Origin of the sequence: Segatella oris (assembly GCF_900637655.1) — a bacterium.
Taxonomy (GTDB): domain Bacteria; phylum Bacteroidota; class Bacteroidia; order Bacteroidales; family Bacteroidaceae; genus Prevotella; species Prevotella oris.
The window spans coordinates 1,403,886-1,419,394 of sequence record NZ_LR134384.1 but is presented as its reverse complement, the minus strand read 5'-3'; the positions used below and the strand labels follow the sequence as shown (position 1 = coordinate 1,419,394).

General features: G+C 46.0%; 16 protein-coding genes. 3 read left to right on the top strand and 13 right to left on the bottom strand.

Annotation, left to right across the window (positions count from 1 at the left end; genetic code table 11):
* Window positions 1-9: 9 nt before the first annotated feature.
* From EL210_RS05770 to EL210_RS05710, 13 genes are all read right to left on the bottom strand, one after another.
* On the bottom strand, window positions 10-603 hold the full coding sequence (locus EL210_RS05770) for a conjugal transfer protein TraO (RefSeq protein WP_018919991.1): 594 nt from the start codon (window positions 601-603) through the stop codon (window positions 10-12).
* Entirely contained in the window at window positions 597-1,547 is a 951-nt protein-coding gene (gene traN, locus EL210_RS05765; protein ID WP_025879503.1) for a conjugative transposon protein TraN, read from the bottom strand. The genes EL210_RS05770 and traN overlap by 7 nt, the downstream gene beginning before the upstream one ends.
* Before the next feature lie 48 nt (window positions 1,548-1,595).
* Entirely contained in the window at window positions 1,596-2,864 is a 1,269-nt protein-coding gene (traM, locus tag EL210_RS05760) for a conjugative transposon protein TraM (protein ID WP_018919989.1), read from the bottom strand.
* Window positions 2,857-3,159: a hypothetical protein gene (locus tag EL210_RS05755; RefSeq protein ID WP_025879504.1), complete on the bottom strand. Its 303-nt coding sequence runs from the start codon at window positions 3,157-3,159 to the stop codon at window positions 2,857-2,859. Before EL210_RS05755 ends, traM begins: the two co-directional genes overlap by 8 nt.
* 4 nt (window positions 3,160-3,163) lie before the next feature.
* Complete coding sequence (gene traK, locus EL210_RS05750; RefSeq protein WP_004353758.1) at window positions 3,164-3,787, bottom strand: conjugative transposon protein TraK; 624 nt, start codon at window positions 3,785-3,787, stop codon at window positions 3,164-3,166.
* Between the two features lie 50 nt (window positions 3,788-3,837).
* Window positions 3,838-4,875 carry a conjugative transposon protein TraJ gene (gene traJ / locus EL210_RS05745; RefSeq protein WP_004372732.1) on the bottom strand — a complete coding sequence of 346 codons (1,038 nt, stop codon included), beginning with the start codon at window positions 4,873-4,875 and terminating at the stop codon, window positions 3,838-3,840.
* 47 nt (window positions 4,876-4,922) lie between these two features.
* Window positions 4,923-5,555, bottom strand: coding sequence for a DUF4141 domain-containing protein (locus EL210_RS05740; RefSeq protein WP_025879505.1), 633 nt, complete (start codon window positions 5,553-5,555; stop codon window positions 4,923-4,925).
* Window positions 5,556-5,755: 200 nt separating this feature from the next.
* A complete protein-coding gene (locus tag EL210_RS05735; RefSeq protein ID WP_018919986.1) occupies window positions 5,756-8,269 on the bottom strand; it encodes a TraG family conjugative transposon ATPase in 2,514 nt (837 codons plus the stop codon).
* Window positions 8,266-8,601, bottom strand: coding sequence for a DUF4133 domain-containing protein (locus EL210_RS05730; protein WP_018919985.1), 336 nt, complete (start codon window positions 8,599-8,601; stop codon window positions 8,266-8,268). Before EL210_RS05730 ends, EL210_RS05735 begins: the two co-directional genes overlap by 4 nt.
* Window positions 8,602-8,605: 4 nt before the next feature.
* Window positions 8,606-8,908, bottom strand: coding sequence for a DUF4134 domain-containing protein (locus EL210_RS05725; RefSeq protein ID WP_004365152.1), 303 nt, complete (start codon window positions 8,906-8,908; stop codon window positions 8,606-8,608).
* 154 nt (window positions 8,909-9,062) lie between these two features.
* Window positions 9,063-9,878, bottom strand: a complete 816-nt coding sequence (locus EL210_RS05720; RefSeq protein WP_018919984.1) for a hypothetical protein — start codon at window positions 9,876-9,878, stop codon at window positions 9,063-9,065.
* Between the two features lie 33 nt (window positions 9,879-9,911).
* Window positions 9,912-10,418 (bottom strand): DUF3408 domain-containing protein, encoded by a 507-nt coding sequence (locus EL210_RS05715; protein WP_018919983.1) that lies wholly within the window; start codon window positions 10,416-10,418, stop codon window positions 9,912-9,914.
* Window positions 10,419-10,427: 9 nt separating this feature from the next.
* Window positions 10,428-11,207, bottom strand: coding sequence for a ParA family protein (locus tag EL210_RS05710; RefSeq protein WP_018919982.1), 780 nt, complete (start codon window positions 11,205-11,207; stop codon window positions 10,428-10,430).
* 541 nt (window positions 11,208-11,748) lie between these two features.
* Between EL210_RS05710 and EL210_RS05700 the strand changes: the two genes are divergently transcribed.
* The 3 genes from EL210_RS05700 to mobC all read left to right on the top strand — a co-directional run bounded on the left by EL210_RS05700 (window position 11,749) and on the right by mobC (window position 15,479).
* Window positions 11,749-12,129, top strand: a complete 381-nt coding sequence (locus EL210_RS05700) for a plasmid mobilization protein (protein ID WP_018919980.1) — start codon at window positions 11,749-11,751, stop codon at window positions 12,127-12,129.
* On the top strand, window positions 12,126-13,406 hold the full coding sequence (gene mobB, locus EL210_RS05695; RefSeq protein ID WP_018919979.1) for a conjugal transfer protein MobB: 1,281 nt from the start codon (window positions 12,126-12,128) through the stop codon (window positions 13,404-13,406). The genes EL210_RS05700 and mobB overlap by 4 nt, the downstream gene beginning before the upstream one ends.
* 69 nt (window positions 13,407-13,475) lie before the next feature.
* Complete coding sequence (gene mobC, locus EL210_RS05690) at window positions 13,476-15,479, top strand: conjugal transfer protein MobC (protein WP_018919978.1); 2,004 nt, start codon at window positions 13,476-13,478, stop codon at window positions 15,477-15,479.
* Window positions 15,480-15,509: the final 30 nt, after the last annotated feature.

Sequence of the window (15,509 nt, the reverse complement as noted above, 5' to 3'; positions counted from 1 at the left end):
TTCTTCTACTTAAAAGTTAAACCTTAGTCCTGCTGAAACAGCCGGACGGAAACGATGCACGTCCGAGCCAAAGAGGAAATGGCCCTGCGCCTTTACAAGAAAGAGAACCCTGTCTGTTAGGAACACTTCCACCGAACCATGCACGGCACCGCCATAGACAAAGCGGGAGCGGTCGAGCAGCGTCGCCCCATCGGGCAGCAGCTTTTTGTCCTCGTTCAGCTGTTCATAACCACCCAAGGCGGATATGCCACCATAGAGAAACACATTCTTACCTCTATCGGAAAGAACAGGGTACATATAGCCCACCTGCAAGAGTGCATCCTTGAGTTTTACGTTATAACTTCTGTACGGCATATTCTGCTGTTCATACTCTGCCATAACAAAGGTATAGTTCTCACGCCCCAGATATCGGGTGAGTGATGCTCCCATGCCGAAATTGCCAGCTGCAAGGAACTTTTCACCCTTGATAAGCGGAACACTCCCTAAGACTTCAATCCCACGCTGTTTGGGGATAAGCCGCTGTGCCTGCGATGGCAAGCTAAAAGCCATTGCTACCGCTGCACAAACCGATAAAATGATTTTCTTCTTCATAATGTCTACCATTTCAGTTTGAGGTTATCAATCTTCTTTGCCAGCTGCAGGTCTTCTGCCGTTACATAGAAGGTCAGCGTACGACCGCCATTTCTCTCATAGAGCGTCACTTCAAGCTGCTTGTCTTCTGCAAGAGAAAACTGCTCGAGCGCAAACACAGCGCGTTCACTACCCATGCCACGCACCTGCATCACCTGGTTATAGGCGCGAAGTGGCTGTAACACCTGCTCTTGTATGGCCGTGCGCTTTGCCATCTTCTTATCCACCACCTTGAACGTGATGAAGTCCACCGAGTATGGCATATTCGTGCCGTTTTCCATACGAATGTGGAAATACAGCAAGCCGTTATGGGCATACAAACCACGAAGTAGAAACTTCATACCGAACTGCTGTGCACCGATGTGCTTAATGCAGCGTCTGTCATTCTGATAGATAGTCTGCATCATCAGTTTTACTAATACGGGCGACTCGTTGCCGAGTTCCTTGAAGTAAATGTCAGAGCGATTGCTTGGCAGGCGTCCGTCCGTTGGTGACAAGAAGTCTTTCATCTCAATGCTTAACTTCTCTGGCTCATCGGCATATTTTACGTTGAAAGCATAGAAAGAGCCGTCCTCACAGATGACACTCATATTGGTTTCCGTCTCAAAGTCCTTCACCGAAGCCTTTACACGCAGTACGTTCTCAGCATCCTCCGCTTTCCCTGCGATGATGTTCTGTGAACCTAAGTCTACATAGCGGATAGTAGAAGGGAAGATAAGATGCACGGTCTTGTCAAAGGTAACGTCCAGACCATACGGCAGGACGACACGCCCGTTAGGAATGGAACGGCTCATACCTTGAAAAAGCTCACCCGAAGTAAGCGGACGGCTTGGTGTCAGACCATCATTGTTTTCCTGTGCTGTGGCTGTTGCTCCCACCAAGGTAAGCATAGCCATTGATAAAATAATTTTCTTCATTGTTCCTTTTGATTTGATGTTATTTTTTACTTATCATTTTCGATTGTTTTATTTGGACTGAACCAAGAAAAGGCGGTAGCCACCCTTAAGCGTTACCTTGATAGTGCGCAGTTTCTTCTGAAGCAGCTGACTTGCACCCTGCATCACCCCACGGGCAGCCTCGGAGATAATCTGGTCCTTGGCAGAGGAAGCAAAGGTAAAAGATGTTCCCATTGAACCGCCAATGTTCGCCCCGACTTCTTTAAGCGCATTTACATCTTCCGAACCGGGGATATACACACCCTCCTGTCCGTCTGTGTCGTATGCCGAGAGCTTGACGGCTATGATATGTCCGTCCACCTCAATGCTTTTGACAAGCAGGTGCATACGGTTACCCTCAATCTTGGCGACAGCTATGAGTCGGCTCTGTCGTGGAATGCGCAAGCCCTGTACCTTGGCACTTTCAAGCAGACGGAGTACGACATTGTCACCCTCCTTAAGAATAGTAGTCCTGTCCACTACAACTTTCAGTGTATTGCGCATCAAAGATGGAGAACTATTGGTAATCGAATGAAAGCCCATATTACGAGCCTTCTTGCCGTATTCCTCCATAAAGTACACATCGCTCATAGGCTGATTAAGTGAAGATACTATCTGTCTACGCTCCGGCAGAACTTCCATTGCAGGCTTTTCATTCTGCATGGTCTTGCCCTTAGCGGCGTCAGAGCCACCTGCTGCTCCTTCCGTTTTTTCATTTCCTGCCGCCAGACCATTATTGAAGGTAGGTGGAGTTGATGCTTTGGGAAGATACTTCGCTGCCATCTGATAGCTCTTTTCCATCAGTGCAAGCTGTCGTTTCTCTTCATTGTCCTCCTTAGTATCCTTTTGAGATAGTTCTTTCTTTAGATTATCTATCTCCGAGCGCAAGGCTTCACGCTCCTGCTCGTGTGGATCGGGAGCGTAAAAGGAGTTCAAGAGGCGATTGTTCTCCTCATAGCGATGCATGGAGTTTTCTATCTTTGCCGTAGAAGCAGCTGTTTCTGCACGCTGCTCCTCTGATGGAGCTGTGTTCTGTGCAAAATAGTCCGATAGTCTGCCCATCTCCTCGCGAGTCTGTTCCTCCTCGTGTGCCTTGTCGCCTAATTCATAGGCTTTGAGCTTGTTTTCGGTGAGCTTTTCTGTCGTTGCCTGCGGGATGCTGTCATTGAGTCCCTGCTCCGCTGCAGTCTTATCCTTGCCCGAAGGGGCGAAGATAAACCACATCGAGAGGGCAAACAGCAGTCCCAGTCCTCCGAAGACCAAGCCTTTTTTCATTTGTTCTTTCTGTTTATTATCCATTTTCTTTGATTGTTTGATGATGTTGTAGGTAAAAATTGCCGTGTAACTCTTGTAAAATGCTGTCCGTCCGTATCGGACTGTCCGTCAGCTTTCCCGTGGGGATGGGTAGTTTCTCCTTCTTTGGAGGAAGGAAGAACTGCGCTATCATCCAGAGTGAGCAGAGCAGATAGATGAAACTCAGCCCATAGACGATTTCCTTTCTCTGCCTTATCGTGAGCCGTTCACACCGATGTCGAAGCCATAGGTGAAAGCGCAGATATTGACGTGAGAGTAAGAAGTTTCTTTTCCTTGCCATAGCCTTATCGTTTATAAGTCTGTATATCCCTGTTCTCCTTGACGAGGAAGTTCTCCATCAGGAAGCCTTGTGGGTTGTTGTCCGAACGGACAGAGTTCTGCAACGTGCAGGTCGTAACAAGACTACGCTCTGTAACGTTACTCTGACGGACGATAAACTCCCTTGCATAGGTCGTTACGGCATAAGGGTAAGTATTAAAGTTACAGTGGATAGAGTCCACCTCTATGCGCTGATTGACATTACCCGATATGGCGCGGTTATAATAGCCCTTCTCTGCCAAGTCCTTGTAATAGTTGAAAGCCGACTTGTCACACAGCACGAAGGCACGCTCCATGTTCTTCTCAATGGCATCCTTGTCGGGTGCGATGGTGAAGAACAGCTCATGGAAACGACGCACGTGTTCCCTTGCCTCTACGGGACGATTTCGGCTTGCATCCTGACTGAGAGCCAGCATGAGCGACTTTCCCTGGTCAAGCACATAGATTTTCTCCCGCTGCTCCTTTGCGAAGCTGTACGAGGCATAGACGGCATAACCGCTTACTGCCACGCAGACGATGGCAAAGACAAAGGCATAGAGTCTTATCTGCCTGAATGAAGTCTCGATATTACCAAGTGATTTGAATTCCATTTCTTTTTTCTTTTATATCTGTTGATTTATTAAGTATAGTTGCTCCATTTCTATTTTCCTTTGAGCAGTGCACCCTTGATACGTCCACCGACATTTCCCACAGCAGCACCTGCGCCAGCCATAGCAGCCTTGCCACCAGTATATGCGCCTTGCGCACCATGCTGTGCTGTCTGGTTGACATTACGACCGTATGAGCCGATACCACCTCCAGCTTCGATAATCCAGCCTGCCACAGTAGGTACACAGAAGTAGCCTACAATACCGATAAGGAAGAAGACGATGTAGTACCACGTTCCCGAATCAGGCAGGTAGTTAGGGTCACTGAGTGCTTCGATATCCTTCTCTATCATCAGCACCTGTATTTTCGTAAGCAGTGCCGTAAGAATAGAACTGACAGGCAGCCACAGGTAGACAGAGATATAGCGTGAGAACCATGCCGTAAGTGAGCCAGCAAGACCATCCCATACGGCAATGCCGAAGACTATCGGACCGAGAATGGCAAGGACGATGAGTATGAAGGTGCGTAGCGTGTCGATGATAAGCCCTGCAGCATGGAACAGAAGTTCTAAAAGGTCGTGTACCATCTTCATGATCCACTGCTTGGTCTGATAGGCAGCACGCTCGGCATACATACCCGCTATCGTCACGGCATCTTCAGGCCCAATGATACCCATCTCCTCTATCTTCTCATCGAATTTCTCGTTGGAGACAAGGTAGGCTGTCTCAGGATTTCTAAGGTAGGCTTCCTCTTGCAACTTGTCACGCTTGGCAGTAAGCTCGGCAAGGTTCCCCTCCTGCTGGTGTACCATCATCTCCGTTCCCTGCACTACGGGCGAGAGAACGGCATTCATCGTACCCAGTACGACTGTCGGAAAGAACATTATACAAAAGCCTAAGACAAAAGGTCGGAGAAGTGGGAAAACATCTATCGCCTCGGCACGGGCAATGGAAGCCCATACCCGAAGGGCAATATAAAAGAGTGCACCCAAGCCTGCAATGCCTTTGGCAATACCCGTCATCTGGGCACAGAGTGGCATCATCTCGTCATAGGTTGAGCGTAGCAGCTCATGTAAACTGGCAAAATCCATAAGCAAGTGTGTTTAGATGTATGAATGACCAATTACCAATAACTTAATTACCAATACCTGCTTGCCGTATTGCCGTAGAGCGCCTTGACAGAGGCAAGGTTGTTCTTCTCACGGGCACGGACGTAACTTACGGAGATGTTCTTCCTTGTGTAATACGACACGAGCGAACGGTTTTCCCTAAGCGTGGTATAAATACGGTCGATGGCCTGCATACGCTCGTGGTCGTTCATCGAGAGAACACCCGACTTGACGATGGACTTGAGTTCCTTGAGACTCTCACCGCTCTGCTCCAGAAGCTTGGCATAGCCCGAAGCCATTGCAGCAAGTTCTGAAGGGCGGAAGTTCTTGTCCGAGAGCATTTTCTTATACGAGGTGACGTAAATCTCCGAGATGTTGCCCACCATCAGGATGCACTCCTTGACCTTGTAGGCATCTCCGATGAGATTGTTCACCTTCTTAAGCGCATCGTAATACTTCTTGGTGTCGTTGTAGAGTTTTTCCACCTCCTTGAATCCGTCCAAGGTGTTCTTCACCGTCTTGGAGGCGGTGGCTATCTCCTTGACCGAATTGACGATGTTGCCGGCGAAGTTACCGGGATCAGTCACCACCCACTGTGCGTGGGCCTTTCCGCTGAATAAAAGGACGGTGCCCATCAGCAGCATTAAAATTCTTGTTCTCATTGTTCTTTTTGTTTATGATGTGAATACTATGTTTGTCTGAATGTCCACTAAGGGATGTCTATTCAGCTTGCTGTTATATAGATAAGTTGGACAAGTTAGTCCAAGTCTTTGGACACGCCTGTCCAATTCGTTGGACAAACTAATCCAATTGTTTGGACACGTTTGGTTAAATTAGTACATCCTTTATAAATTTTGTCCGGTCAACGGTTTCGCGCAGCCTGTTTCTCTTGTGCAAGCTGACGAATAGCCGTTTCGATATCACCACCGAGCTGTGCCGCCCTGTTCATCACCTCCACCTTCTCGGTTTCCTCCGTGGTGTAGGTGAGGTACTCCTCCATGCTCACTTCCGTGGCATAGACGGCACTCTGCATACCGCCCAGCCCTATCCACACTTCCTTGTAGAGTCGGTTCGGGTCATTGTTCTGGTTGATGGAGAGAATCTGGCTCTTTTCCTTTTCGGACAAGCCGAGCATAGCCTGTATGCCGTCGAACTTGGTCATGTACTTGCGCTGATCAAGCAGTATCTTGCAGTCGGAGTTGTTGATGATGCTCTCCTTGACAATGGGTGATTGGATGATGTCGTCCACCTCCTGCGTCACGACAATGGCTTCCCCGAAATACTTTCTCACCGTTTTGTACAAATATTTTATATAGTCTGCTATGCTAGCCGAAGCAATGGCTTTCCACGCTTCTTCAATGAGTATCATTTTCCTGATACCTTTGAGTCTTCGCATCTTGTTGATGAAGGCTTCCATGATGATAATCGTTACCACAGGAAAGAGGTCCTTGTTATCCTTCACTTGGTCGATTTCAAAGACGATAAAGCGTTTACTGAGCAAGTCGATGTTTTTGTCCGAGTTCAAAAGGAAGTCGTAACGACCGCCTTTGTAGTATTGCTTGAGTGTCGTAAGGAGATTATTGATATTGAAGTCTGAGAGCGTTACCTTAATGTCACGCTTTTCCATATCCTTTCGGTACACGTCCCGCAGATACTCATAGAAGGTATTAAAACAGGGTGTAACGCTGTGGTCAGCACATATCAGCTCAATATAGGAGTTTACAGCAGAACCAAGTTCGCCAGCCTCGGTCTTAGTGATATGCTCATCTGCACTCTTCCAAAGTGTAAGCAGTAGCGTACAGATACTCTCCCTTTTCTCTACATCGAAGAAATAATCATCCGTATAGAAAGGGTTGAAGGATATCGGATTTTCATTGGTATAGGTGAAATACACACCGTCCTCACCCTTGGTCTTGCGGTGGATAAGTTCACACAAGCCTTGATATGAGTTACCTGTATCAACCAAGAGGACGTGCGCCCCCTGCTCGTAATACTGGCGTACCATGTGGTTGGTGAAGAAAGACTTGCCACTACCCGAAGGTCCCAAGATGAACTTGTTACGGTTGGTGATGACTCCCTTTTTCATCGGCAAATCCGATATATCCAAGTGGACGGGCTTTCCTGAAAGGCGGTCTGCCATCTTGATACCGAAGGGAGAGAGCGAGTCCTTATAGTTCGTCTCTGCCGTAAAGAAGCAGAGGGCAGGCTCGATGAAAGTATAAAATGACTCTTCTGCTGGAAAGTCTGCCGCATTGCCGGGAATGGCTGCCCAGTAGAGCGTTGCCGCATCAATGGTGTTGTGGCGAGGATGGCATTCCATAAGAGCAAGTGCAGAGCCCACGTCATTCTTAATCTGGCGAAGTTCTTCCTTATCGCTGCTCCATGCCAGTACATTGAAATGAGCACGGATAGAGGTCAATCCCTGCGAGTGGGCAATATTGAGATACTCCTGTATCCACTCCTCGTTGATTTGGTTGCTACGGCTGTAGCGTGCCAGCGAGTGCATATTCCTTGCCTGCTTCTCGAAGCGTTCCAAGTTGGCGTCGCTGTCCTCGATAAAGAGATACTGGTTATAGATATGGTTGCAGGGTAGCATCAACCCTACGGGAGAGGCAAAGGAAAGACGGCAGTCACTTCTGTCGGTGGACAGTCGTTCATATCGGCTGTCCGTGCTGACCGTTGTCGGCAGGTCATCCGTGTCGGAGAGTGTGTGTAGACAAAGCATATTGTCGCCCACACGCACAAGGTCTGCGCCCAGACGGATGTCCTCCAAAGACGCGTGTCCTTCTTCCGAGAGGGAGAAATAACGGTCCAAGAGTCCACCCTTTTCATTTGTGCCAACCAACTCTTCCTCTGTCATGCGGACAATCCTTAGCTGCTCGGTGTCGTTGATGATGCGCTCGAACTGATCGACGGCTTCCATGAACTTCATCACCTCATCTTTGTTGGTGATTTCCTTGGGCAGCAGGTGTCCACGGCAGAGCGAAGAGAAATTGCTCTGTTGTGCCATACGCTGCTTGTTCGTCTTGGTAAGGAAGAGATAGACTGAGTGGTGGAGATACGGACGCTCATTGAAGTGCCGTTCAGAGGAACGGGCAAGGAAGCTCAGTCCGTCATCGGAGAGATTTCCTTGATAGTCCTCCTTAATGAACCAGTCCTGCTTGTGTACGATGCTGTAATTGGGTAGCACCTTGATTGCCTTATGCCAAGCAGAGTGCATTGCTTCGTATTCTGTAGAGGTAACGGTAAAGAGTTCGGGCAATTCCACACGGAAAGCCACCGTAATGTCGGCATCCTTGCTCACCATACAGCCCTGCTCTATGGAGAGCAGCGGGAACTTTGATTCAAGGGTCGTTATCTTGCTTTTGTTTCTCATTTCTTTGCTTTCTTTGGTTGAAGGTTACGGATAAGGTGGCAGACCGTACGGCGGTTCACAAGGTAGCGTGGGTGCATACGCACTGCTCCCTTTTTCATCAGCCCGTATTGCCCGTACTTTCTATTCATGGTGAACGTTTGCCATACCACAAGGCTGGCACCCACTACACCTATGACAAGACAGGCTATCTGACTGATGCCGCAGAGATAGAGAATGACTACAAGAATAAAGACAGCCAGCAGCCCTCCTGTAAAGAGGAAGAGGTACTGTGCCTTCAAGCCCTTGAACTCTACCGTCCGGCCTACACCCTTATTGATTTCAAATGCTGCCATCGCCTTACAGGAAGAAGCTTCTCAGGATAGTGGCAGCCACAATGAGGAAGATACACGCACCGAACCAAGAGGCTGCGGTCTTGCTCGTATCGGGGTCACCACTTGAGAACTTGTTATAGACTTTAATACCTCCAATCAGACCTACCACAGCACCAATGGCATAGATAAGCTTCGTTCCGGGATCAAAATAGCTTGTTACCATCTTTGTGGCTTCATTGATACCCGCCATGCCGTTGCCTTGTGCGTATGCTCCTATGGCAGTAGCCGTCAGCAGGAACAGCATTGTGATTTTCTTTTTGTTGTTCATTGTTCTTTTTATTTTATGTTGTTAAATGAATTATTTTCTTTTAGATAGAGGTGGTAAGGGGTGACTCGGTTTTATTGTATGACTGATATTGGTTGATTGTTTTACTTTTGAGCCACCCCTCGAACACTGTACAATATGAACAAAAACAATAGTTTTACAGATAGTATGAAAGTGGACGTTCGTCATCTTCCGTAACATCGTTGTTGCAGCTCTCTATGTTTGAGTCTGTTTCAGAATCAGGAGAAGAGCTTATATTACTTTCCTCTAATTCCGCTTCTTCCGCCTTGCGAATGGCAGCAAGTAGCTTTTGATGGTCTTTCTCCTGCTTAAGCGTTGCCTCCTTAATGTAGTCCATGAGCTGTGTGCCTCGTATTGCTTGCAGTGTTTCGTGAACGTCAGTTTCGTTTTCCTCATTGAGTACATCGTCATTGCTGTGCCAGCCGTTTACACGGGACAAGTCTCTTGTAAGAATAGCCGATGGTGAAACTTCAGGTAAGGAATTGTCTGCAATCTGCAGTTCCTCACGGATAATAGTGTCTTCGTCAGATTCGTCCATTGTGTAGTCAACCTGCATTTCATTGTCCTCTTCTGTACCTTCCGCTTCTTTTATTTCTTCGGATACAGATGAGTTTTTCTCTACAAAGGTATTAGGATTATCAGCTGGTTTTTCTTTTGATGAAGTATCGGGAACATCAGGGATTTTTTGAGAATTTGTCGTAATGTCTTTTGAGATTTCGTCATAGCCTTCCCTATATGACTTACTCTTACCGACAAGCACTTGACGTGCCTGTTCAAGCTGGTCTTGCGTAACAGAAGAAACATTCTGCTTTTGTTTCTGCTCATTTTTATTCTCGCACGCTTTCTCCAATCTGCGGCACGCTATACGGGACTGCTGCCAAAGGAAGAGTATTCCAATGAACACCCATACTATTATCAAAATCAGGAGAATGTTGAATAGTATTGTTTGCATAATGGTGATGTTTGTTTGTCATTTATTCTATGTTCAAAAGTCTATTGCCACCTTGCGGCGATGCTTTGCTGTAGCATTATTGAGTAGTTCCTTATGTTCTTTAAGGTGTTCACGGAGAATATTGTCAATATAACAAGCCATCGATACCCGCTCTCCCAAGTCCTGTAAAATGTTTCTCAGCACTTGGAGTGTATCAGCACTCATAGTAAAATTGGTTCGCTCCCGAAGGCGGATTGAGTATAAATAGCGTGTCCGGTAGTCCTCTAAAGAAATCCGAGGTGTTTCCGCACTTCTCTCATTTCCTCTCTCGTGGCTTTTACACAAGGTCTTGTCCTGCTTATCGTCCGAGGTAGACATAAGCTCCTTTACCAGATGTTGGTTTTCCTTTTGGTTGGTACTGACCTCGGTTTTCATATCCTCTTCCTCATCAGGAGGGTCAAAAGCCACTGTTTCCTTGGGTGGTGTCTTCATCACCCCGTCTTCTGCCATTTCTTTAAGCTTGGCTTCCAATCTCTGCCGTTGTTCCTGTATCCTTGCCATAGTGCTGTCTTATTTAATTTGAATATGGGTAAGTAATTCCTCTGTCAGCTCTTCAATGCCGGTCCCAATTCGTAAAGCCTTATTGGGAGGTAGGTAAGTGGAACGGAATACTCCACGGAATCCGTATTGCTCCAGTTCATGGCTGAAGCGGTGAGCAGCATAGACATGCTGATTAAGTAGCGTGTAATCTTCGTTCTTGATATACCTACTATAGTGTTCTATGAGCGTGTTCTTAACTCTTCGGTCAACCTTGTTCCATAGGAGAATGACCTCCTTGATACGGACACTTGACATGGATACACCCAAGTCATTTACTGCCTTGATATAGGTAAGACAGGCAACCATTGACTGAACGTCAGGCTCTAAAGGTGAAAGAATATAGTCCATCTCCAGTGATAGCTGCAAAAGGTCACTTGTGCCAGCATGACCAGGAAAGTCGAAGATAACCAAATCAAACCGCTCAGACGGATGTTTACGGATATACTCGTTAGCTTTTTCTATTGCCTCCTTAGGGTCTGCCTTGAGGATGCGATAGGCTGTACGCTTCAAAGAGTAGAAATGTTGCTTCATCTGCTTAGAAAGCTGTGGATCACTTTCAATGCAAGCCTTTTCCCTTTCACGGAGTTTATAGAATGAGTCCTGAGACAAGTCACAGTCTACTACAAAAAGATGGATATTTCTTTCGTAGTAAAGAATGCTGCTGACAATCTCAGCCAAAGTGCTTTTGCCAACACCTCCCTTTTGAGAGGAAAAGCCCAGGAATATGGGCGATGTTTGTATCTGTTCCATACTATAGATATTTTAATCGTTTAAACTATAATTTGAATGGTAGTTCGTTAGAATAATCGTCACAGCGAATTATTAATTCTTTTATCTGTCGAAATACCGAAGTCTCTATCGTTTTATTTGTCGATTTATCGACATCTCGATAGTTCTATCTGACGATATATTGAACGATTGAAATAGAGTTCGTCATATCGTTATTTAAATAGTTCTATCGAACGATATCACGTTCGTTTTATCTGCAAAATAAAAGCTTTTTCGATAGATATTTCTATGCGATAGAAGTACAAGGAAATGCAAGGAAAAAGAGTGAACATCACTGATAATGAGATATTTGAAAACTCGCCGTAACTTTGCAGGCGAGAATAACACATGGAGGTAATATCCCGAAGCAGACACCCCAAAAGGGTGGATACTTCAATCGTATCAACTCTTGATATTGGCAAGGTGTGTCTTTGTCCGACAAACTGCGTTTTTGCCGACAAAGACCCTTGCCCCAAAGGGGAGATGAATTACTCCAAAGTCGTACTTATAATAAGGAAAGACAATGAATGACAGGATTGAACGATGGGACAGATGGGACACTCGTCTTCCCAACCCGAAAGACCAGCAAAGGGCAATTGATTTGTTTCAGCGTTCGGGTGCGCAGACCAAGTCGGATTTTGTGCGTGGTCGTATTCTTGGAGAGAGTTTCAAAGTGATTACGGTGGATAAATCTGCCGTGGAATATTATCGAAAACTCTCGGAACTGACGGCACAAATTCATAAGATTGGTGTACTATATAACCAAACCGTGCGTGCCATCAACAGCTATCACAGCGTAAAAACTGCACAGATACTGCTTGAAAAGTTGGAGAAATTGTCTGCTCAAATCATTGTCTTGCAGGAACAGGCTAACAGTCTTACCATAGATTACCGTAAGAAATGATAGCGAAGATTTCAAGTACTGAGAACCTTGGAGGGGCACTCGACTACAACTTCAAGAAAGTGGAGAAAGGAGAAGCGAGCATCCTTCTTGCCGCTGAACTGTATCAAAGCAACGATGGTAATTACACGATGGAGGATGTACTGGCCGATATGCAGGCTTTGATACCTAAAAAATGCCGAACGAAGAAGACGGTGTTCCATTGTTCGCTCAATCCGCACCCGGACGAAAAACTATCCGATGAAACGCTTATGCAGATTACCAAGGAGTATATGGAAGCACTTGGTTATGGCAAACAGCCTTATATCGTGTTCAAGCACAACGACATCGCCCGTGAGCATATACACATCGTATCGCTTCGGGTGGATAGTGAAGGAAAGAAAATCAACGATAAATTTGAAAAGCGAAGGAGCAAGCAGATTACTGATACCTTGGAGAGGAAGTACAATCTCATTCCAAGTTCAAAGGTTAGCGGTAAGGTGGAAACAGAAACGCCCAAGGTGGATATTGATAGAGGAAACATCAAGGAGCAGGTGGCAAGCGTTATCCGCATGGTGCTTAAGCATTATAAGTTCTGTTCATTGGGCGAACTGAATGCCATTCTGAACAAATATAACCTTGCTGTAGAAGAAGTGAAGACGGAGTTTCGGGGAAAGAAATACGATGGACTTGTCTATGTCCCAACAGATGATAAGGGAGACAAGGTAAGCAGCCCTATCCACGCCTCGGACATTGGACGTGGTGTGGGCTATACAGCCGTGCAGAACAGGATGCAGAAGTCCAAACAAGCTATCAAGCCATTGATATCAATCATAAGGTACAGGGTGTTACAAACAATGCGTACCTCTCCAAAGACAGAGGAAGAACTTCAGCAAAGACTGGAGGAACAAGGCTTGTGTGTGTTTATCCGAAAGAACGAAAGCGGGCGAATATATGGCATCACGTTCATTGACGACAAGGAGGGCATTGCTCTTAATGGCTCACGATTGGGCAAGGGATATGCCGCTAATATATTCAATGGTTATTTCTCCAATCCTGCCCATAACCCATTCTTGGACGAAACCTTGTATGGCAGTCCGTCTGTCCGTTTGGAACAATCGGCAACCGTTCAACCCTCGCAGCCAAATACGGAGGAAAGCGACAACCTTGTCGATGAACTTATCGAAAGTATGGCAGATGGCTCATTCCTATCTACGGGCAACGATGATTGGAAGGAGGCGGCGTGGCAGCGTAAGCTCCGCAGACAAAATAAGGTAAATCTTAAACGCAGGAAGCGCTAAGTACACTGTTCAAATAATATTCAAAAACTTTTCAAATAGTATTCAAACGATATTCTAAATAAAACTGTAATGGCACAAGAAGATGATTTAAGGGCATTGGGAAAAGTTATGGACTTTATGCGGGGCATATCGGTGATATTCCTCTTGATTAACTGTTATTGGTTCTGCTATGAAGCTTTCCATACATGGCACTTTACAATAGCTGTAGTGGACAAGATTTTGATGAATTTCCAACGCACGGCGGGCTTATTTTCGTCCATACTTTGGACGAAACTCTTTTGTGTGGTATTCCTTGCACTGTCCTGTCTTGGCACAAAGGGAGTAAAGGAAGAGAAAATCACGTGGCCAAAGATTTGGACAGTGCTTTTTTCAGGCTTTGTCTTTTTCTTTCTCAACTGGTGGCTGTTGGCATTGCCTATCGGAAAGGTGAGTGCAGCTTCACTCTATATCTTTACGCTTTCTGTTGGCTATATCTGCCTGCTGATGGGTGGTGTATGGATGAGCCGACTACTCAAAAACAACCTGATGGACGATGTGTTCAATACAGAAAATGAAAGTTTTATGCAAGAAACAAGGTTGATGGAGAATGAATACTCTGTCAATCTCCCTACACGTTTTTACTATAAGAAGAAGTGGAATAATGGCTGGATAAACGTAGTCAACCCCTTCCGTGCTTCGATGATACTTGGAACACCGGGGTCGGGAAAGTCCTACGCCATCGTAAACAATTACATCAAGCAGCAGATAGAGAAAGGCTTTGCGATGTATATCTATGACTACAAGTTTCCCGACCTTTCCGAGATAGCCTATAATCACCTGCTCCAGCATTTGGACGCCTATAAGGTAAAACCGCAGTTCTTTGTAATCAACTTCGACGACCCACGCAAGAGCCATCGCTGCAACCCTATCAATCCTGTCTTTATGACGGATATATCGGACGCCTATGAGAGTGCCTACACCATCATGCTCAATCTGAACCGCTCGTGGATACAAAAGCAGGGAGATTTCTTCGTGGAGTCACCGATTATCTTGCTTGCGGCCATCATTTGGTTTTTGAAAATCTATGAGGATGGTAAGTACTGCACATTCCCTCACGCCATCGAGTTTTTGAACCGTCCCTATGCACAGATTTTCCCGATACTCACTTCCTACGATGAGCTTGCCAACTACCTTTCCCCCTTTATGGATGCTTGGGAAGGTGGAGCACAGGATCAGCTACAAGGACAGATAGCCAGTGCCAAAATACCGCTATCCCGTATGATAAGCCCTGCCCTTTATTGGGTGATGACGGGTGATGATTTCTCACTCGATATCAACAATCCCAATGAGCCGAAAGTCCTTGTTGTGGGTAACAACCCCGACCGTCAGAATATCTATTCTGCAGCACTTGGTCTGTATAACAGTCGTATCGTGAAGCTCATCAACAAGAAGAAGCAACTCAAATCCTCAGTGATTATCGATGAGTTGCCGACTATCTACTTTCGTGGGCTTGACAACCTCATAGCTACTGCACGAAGCAACAAGGTGGCCGTATGTTTGGGCTTTCAGGACTTCTCACAACTTACCCGTGATTATGGCGACAAAGAGAGTAAGGTGATACAGAACACTGTGGGCAATGTCTTTTCCGGGCAGGTAGTTGGGGAAACAGCTAAAACACTTTCCGAGCGATTTGGTAAGGTGCTTCAACAACGCCAATCTATGACCATCAACCGCAACGACAAGTCTACGTCTATCTCCACACAGATGGACAGTCTTATCCCTGCATCGAAAATCAGCAACCTTACGCAAGGAATGTTTGTAGGGGCTGTGTCCGATAACTTCGATGAACGCATCGACCAAAAGATTTTCCATGCAGAGATAGTAGTTGATAGTGCAAAGGTTTCTGCGGAGATGAAAGCCTATCAGCCCATACCTGTGATAGTAGACTTTACAAATAAAGATGGCTCCGATAATCTCAAAGAGACCATCGAAGCTAACTATCGCAAAGTCAAGGAAGAAATTCTCTCGTTAGTTGATTTAGAGATTATGCGTATTAAGAATGATCCGAAACTTGCTCATTTAATCAAAATGTAATCCTTTCATCTATACATCATTAATTATGGA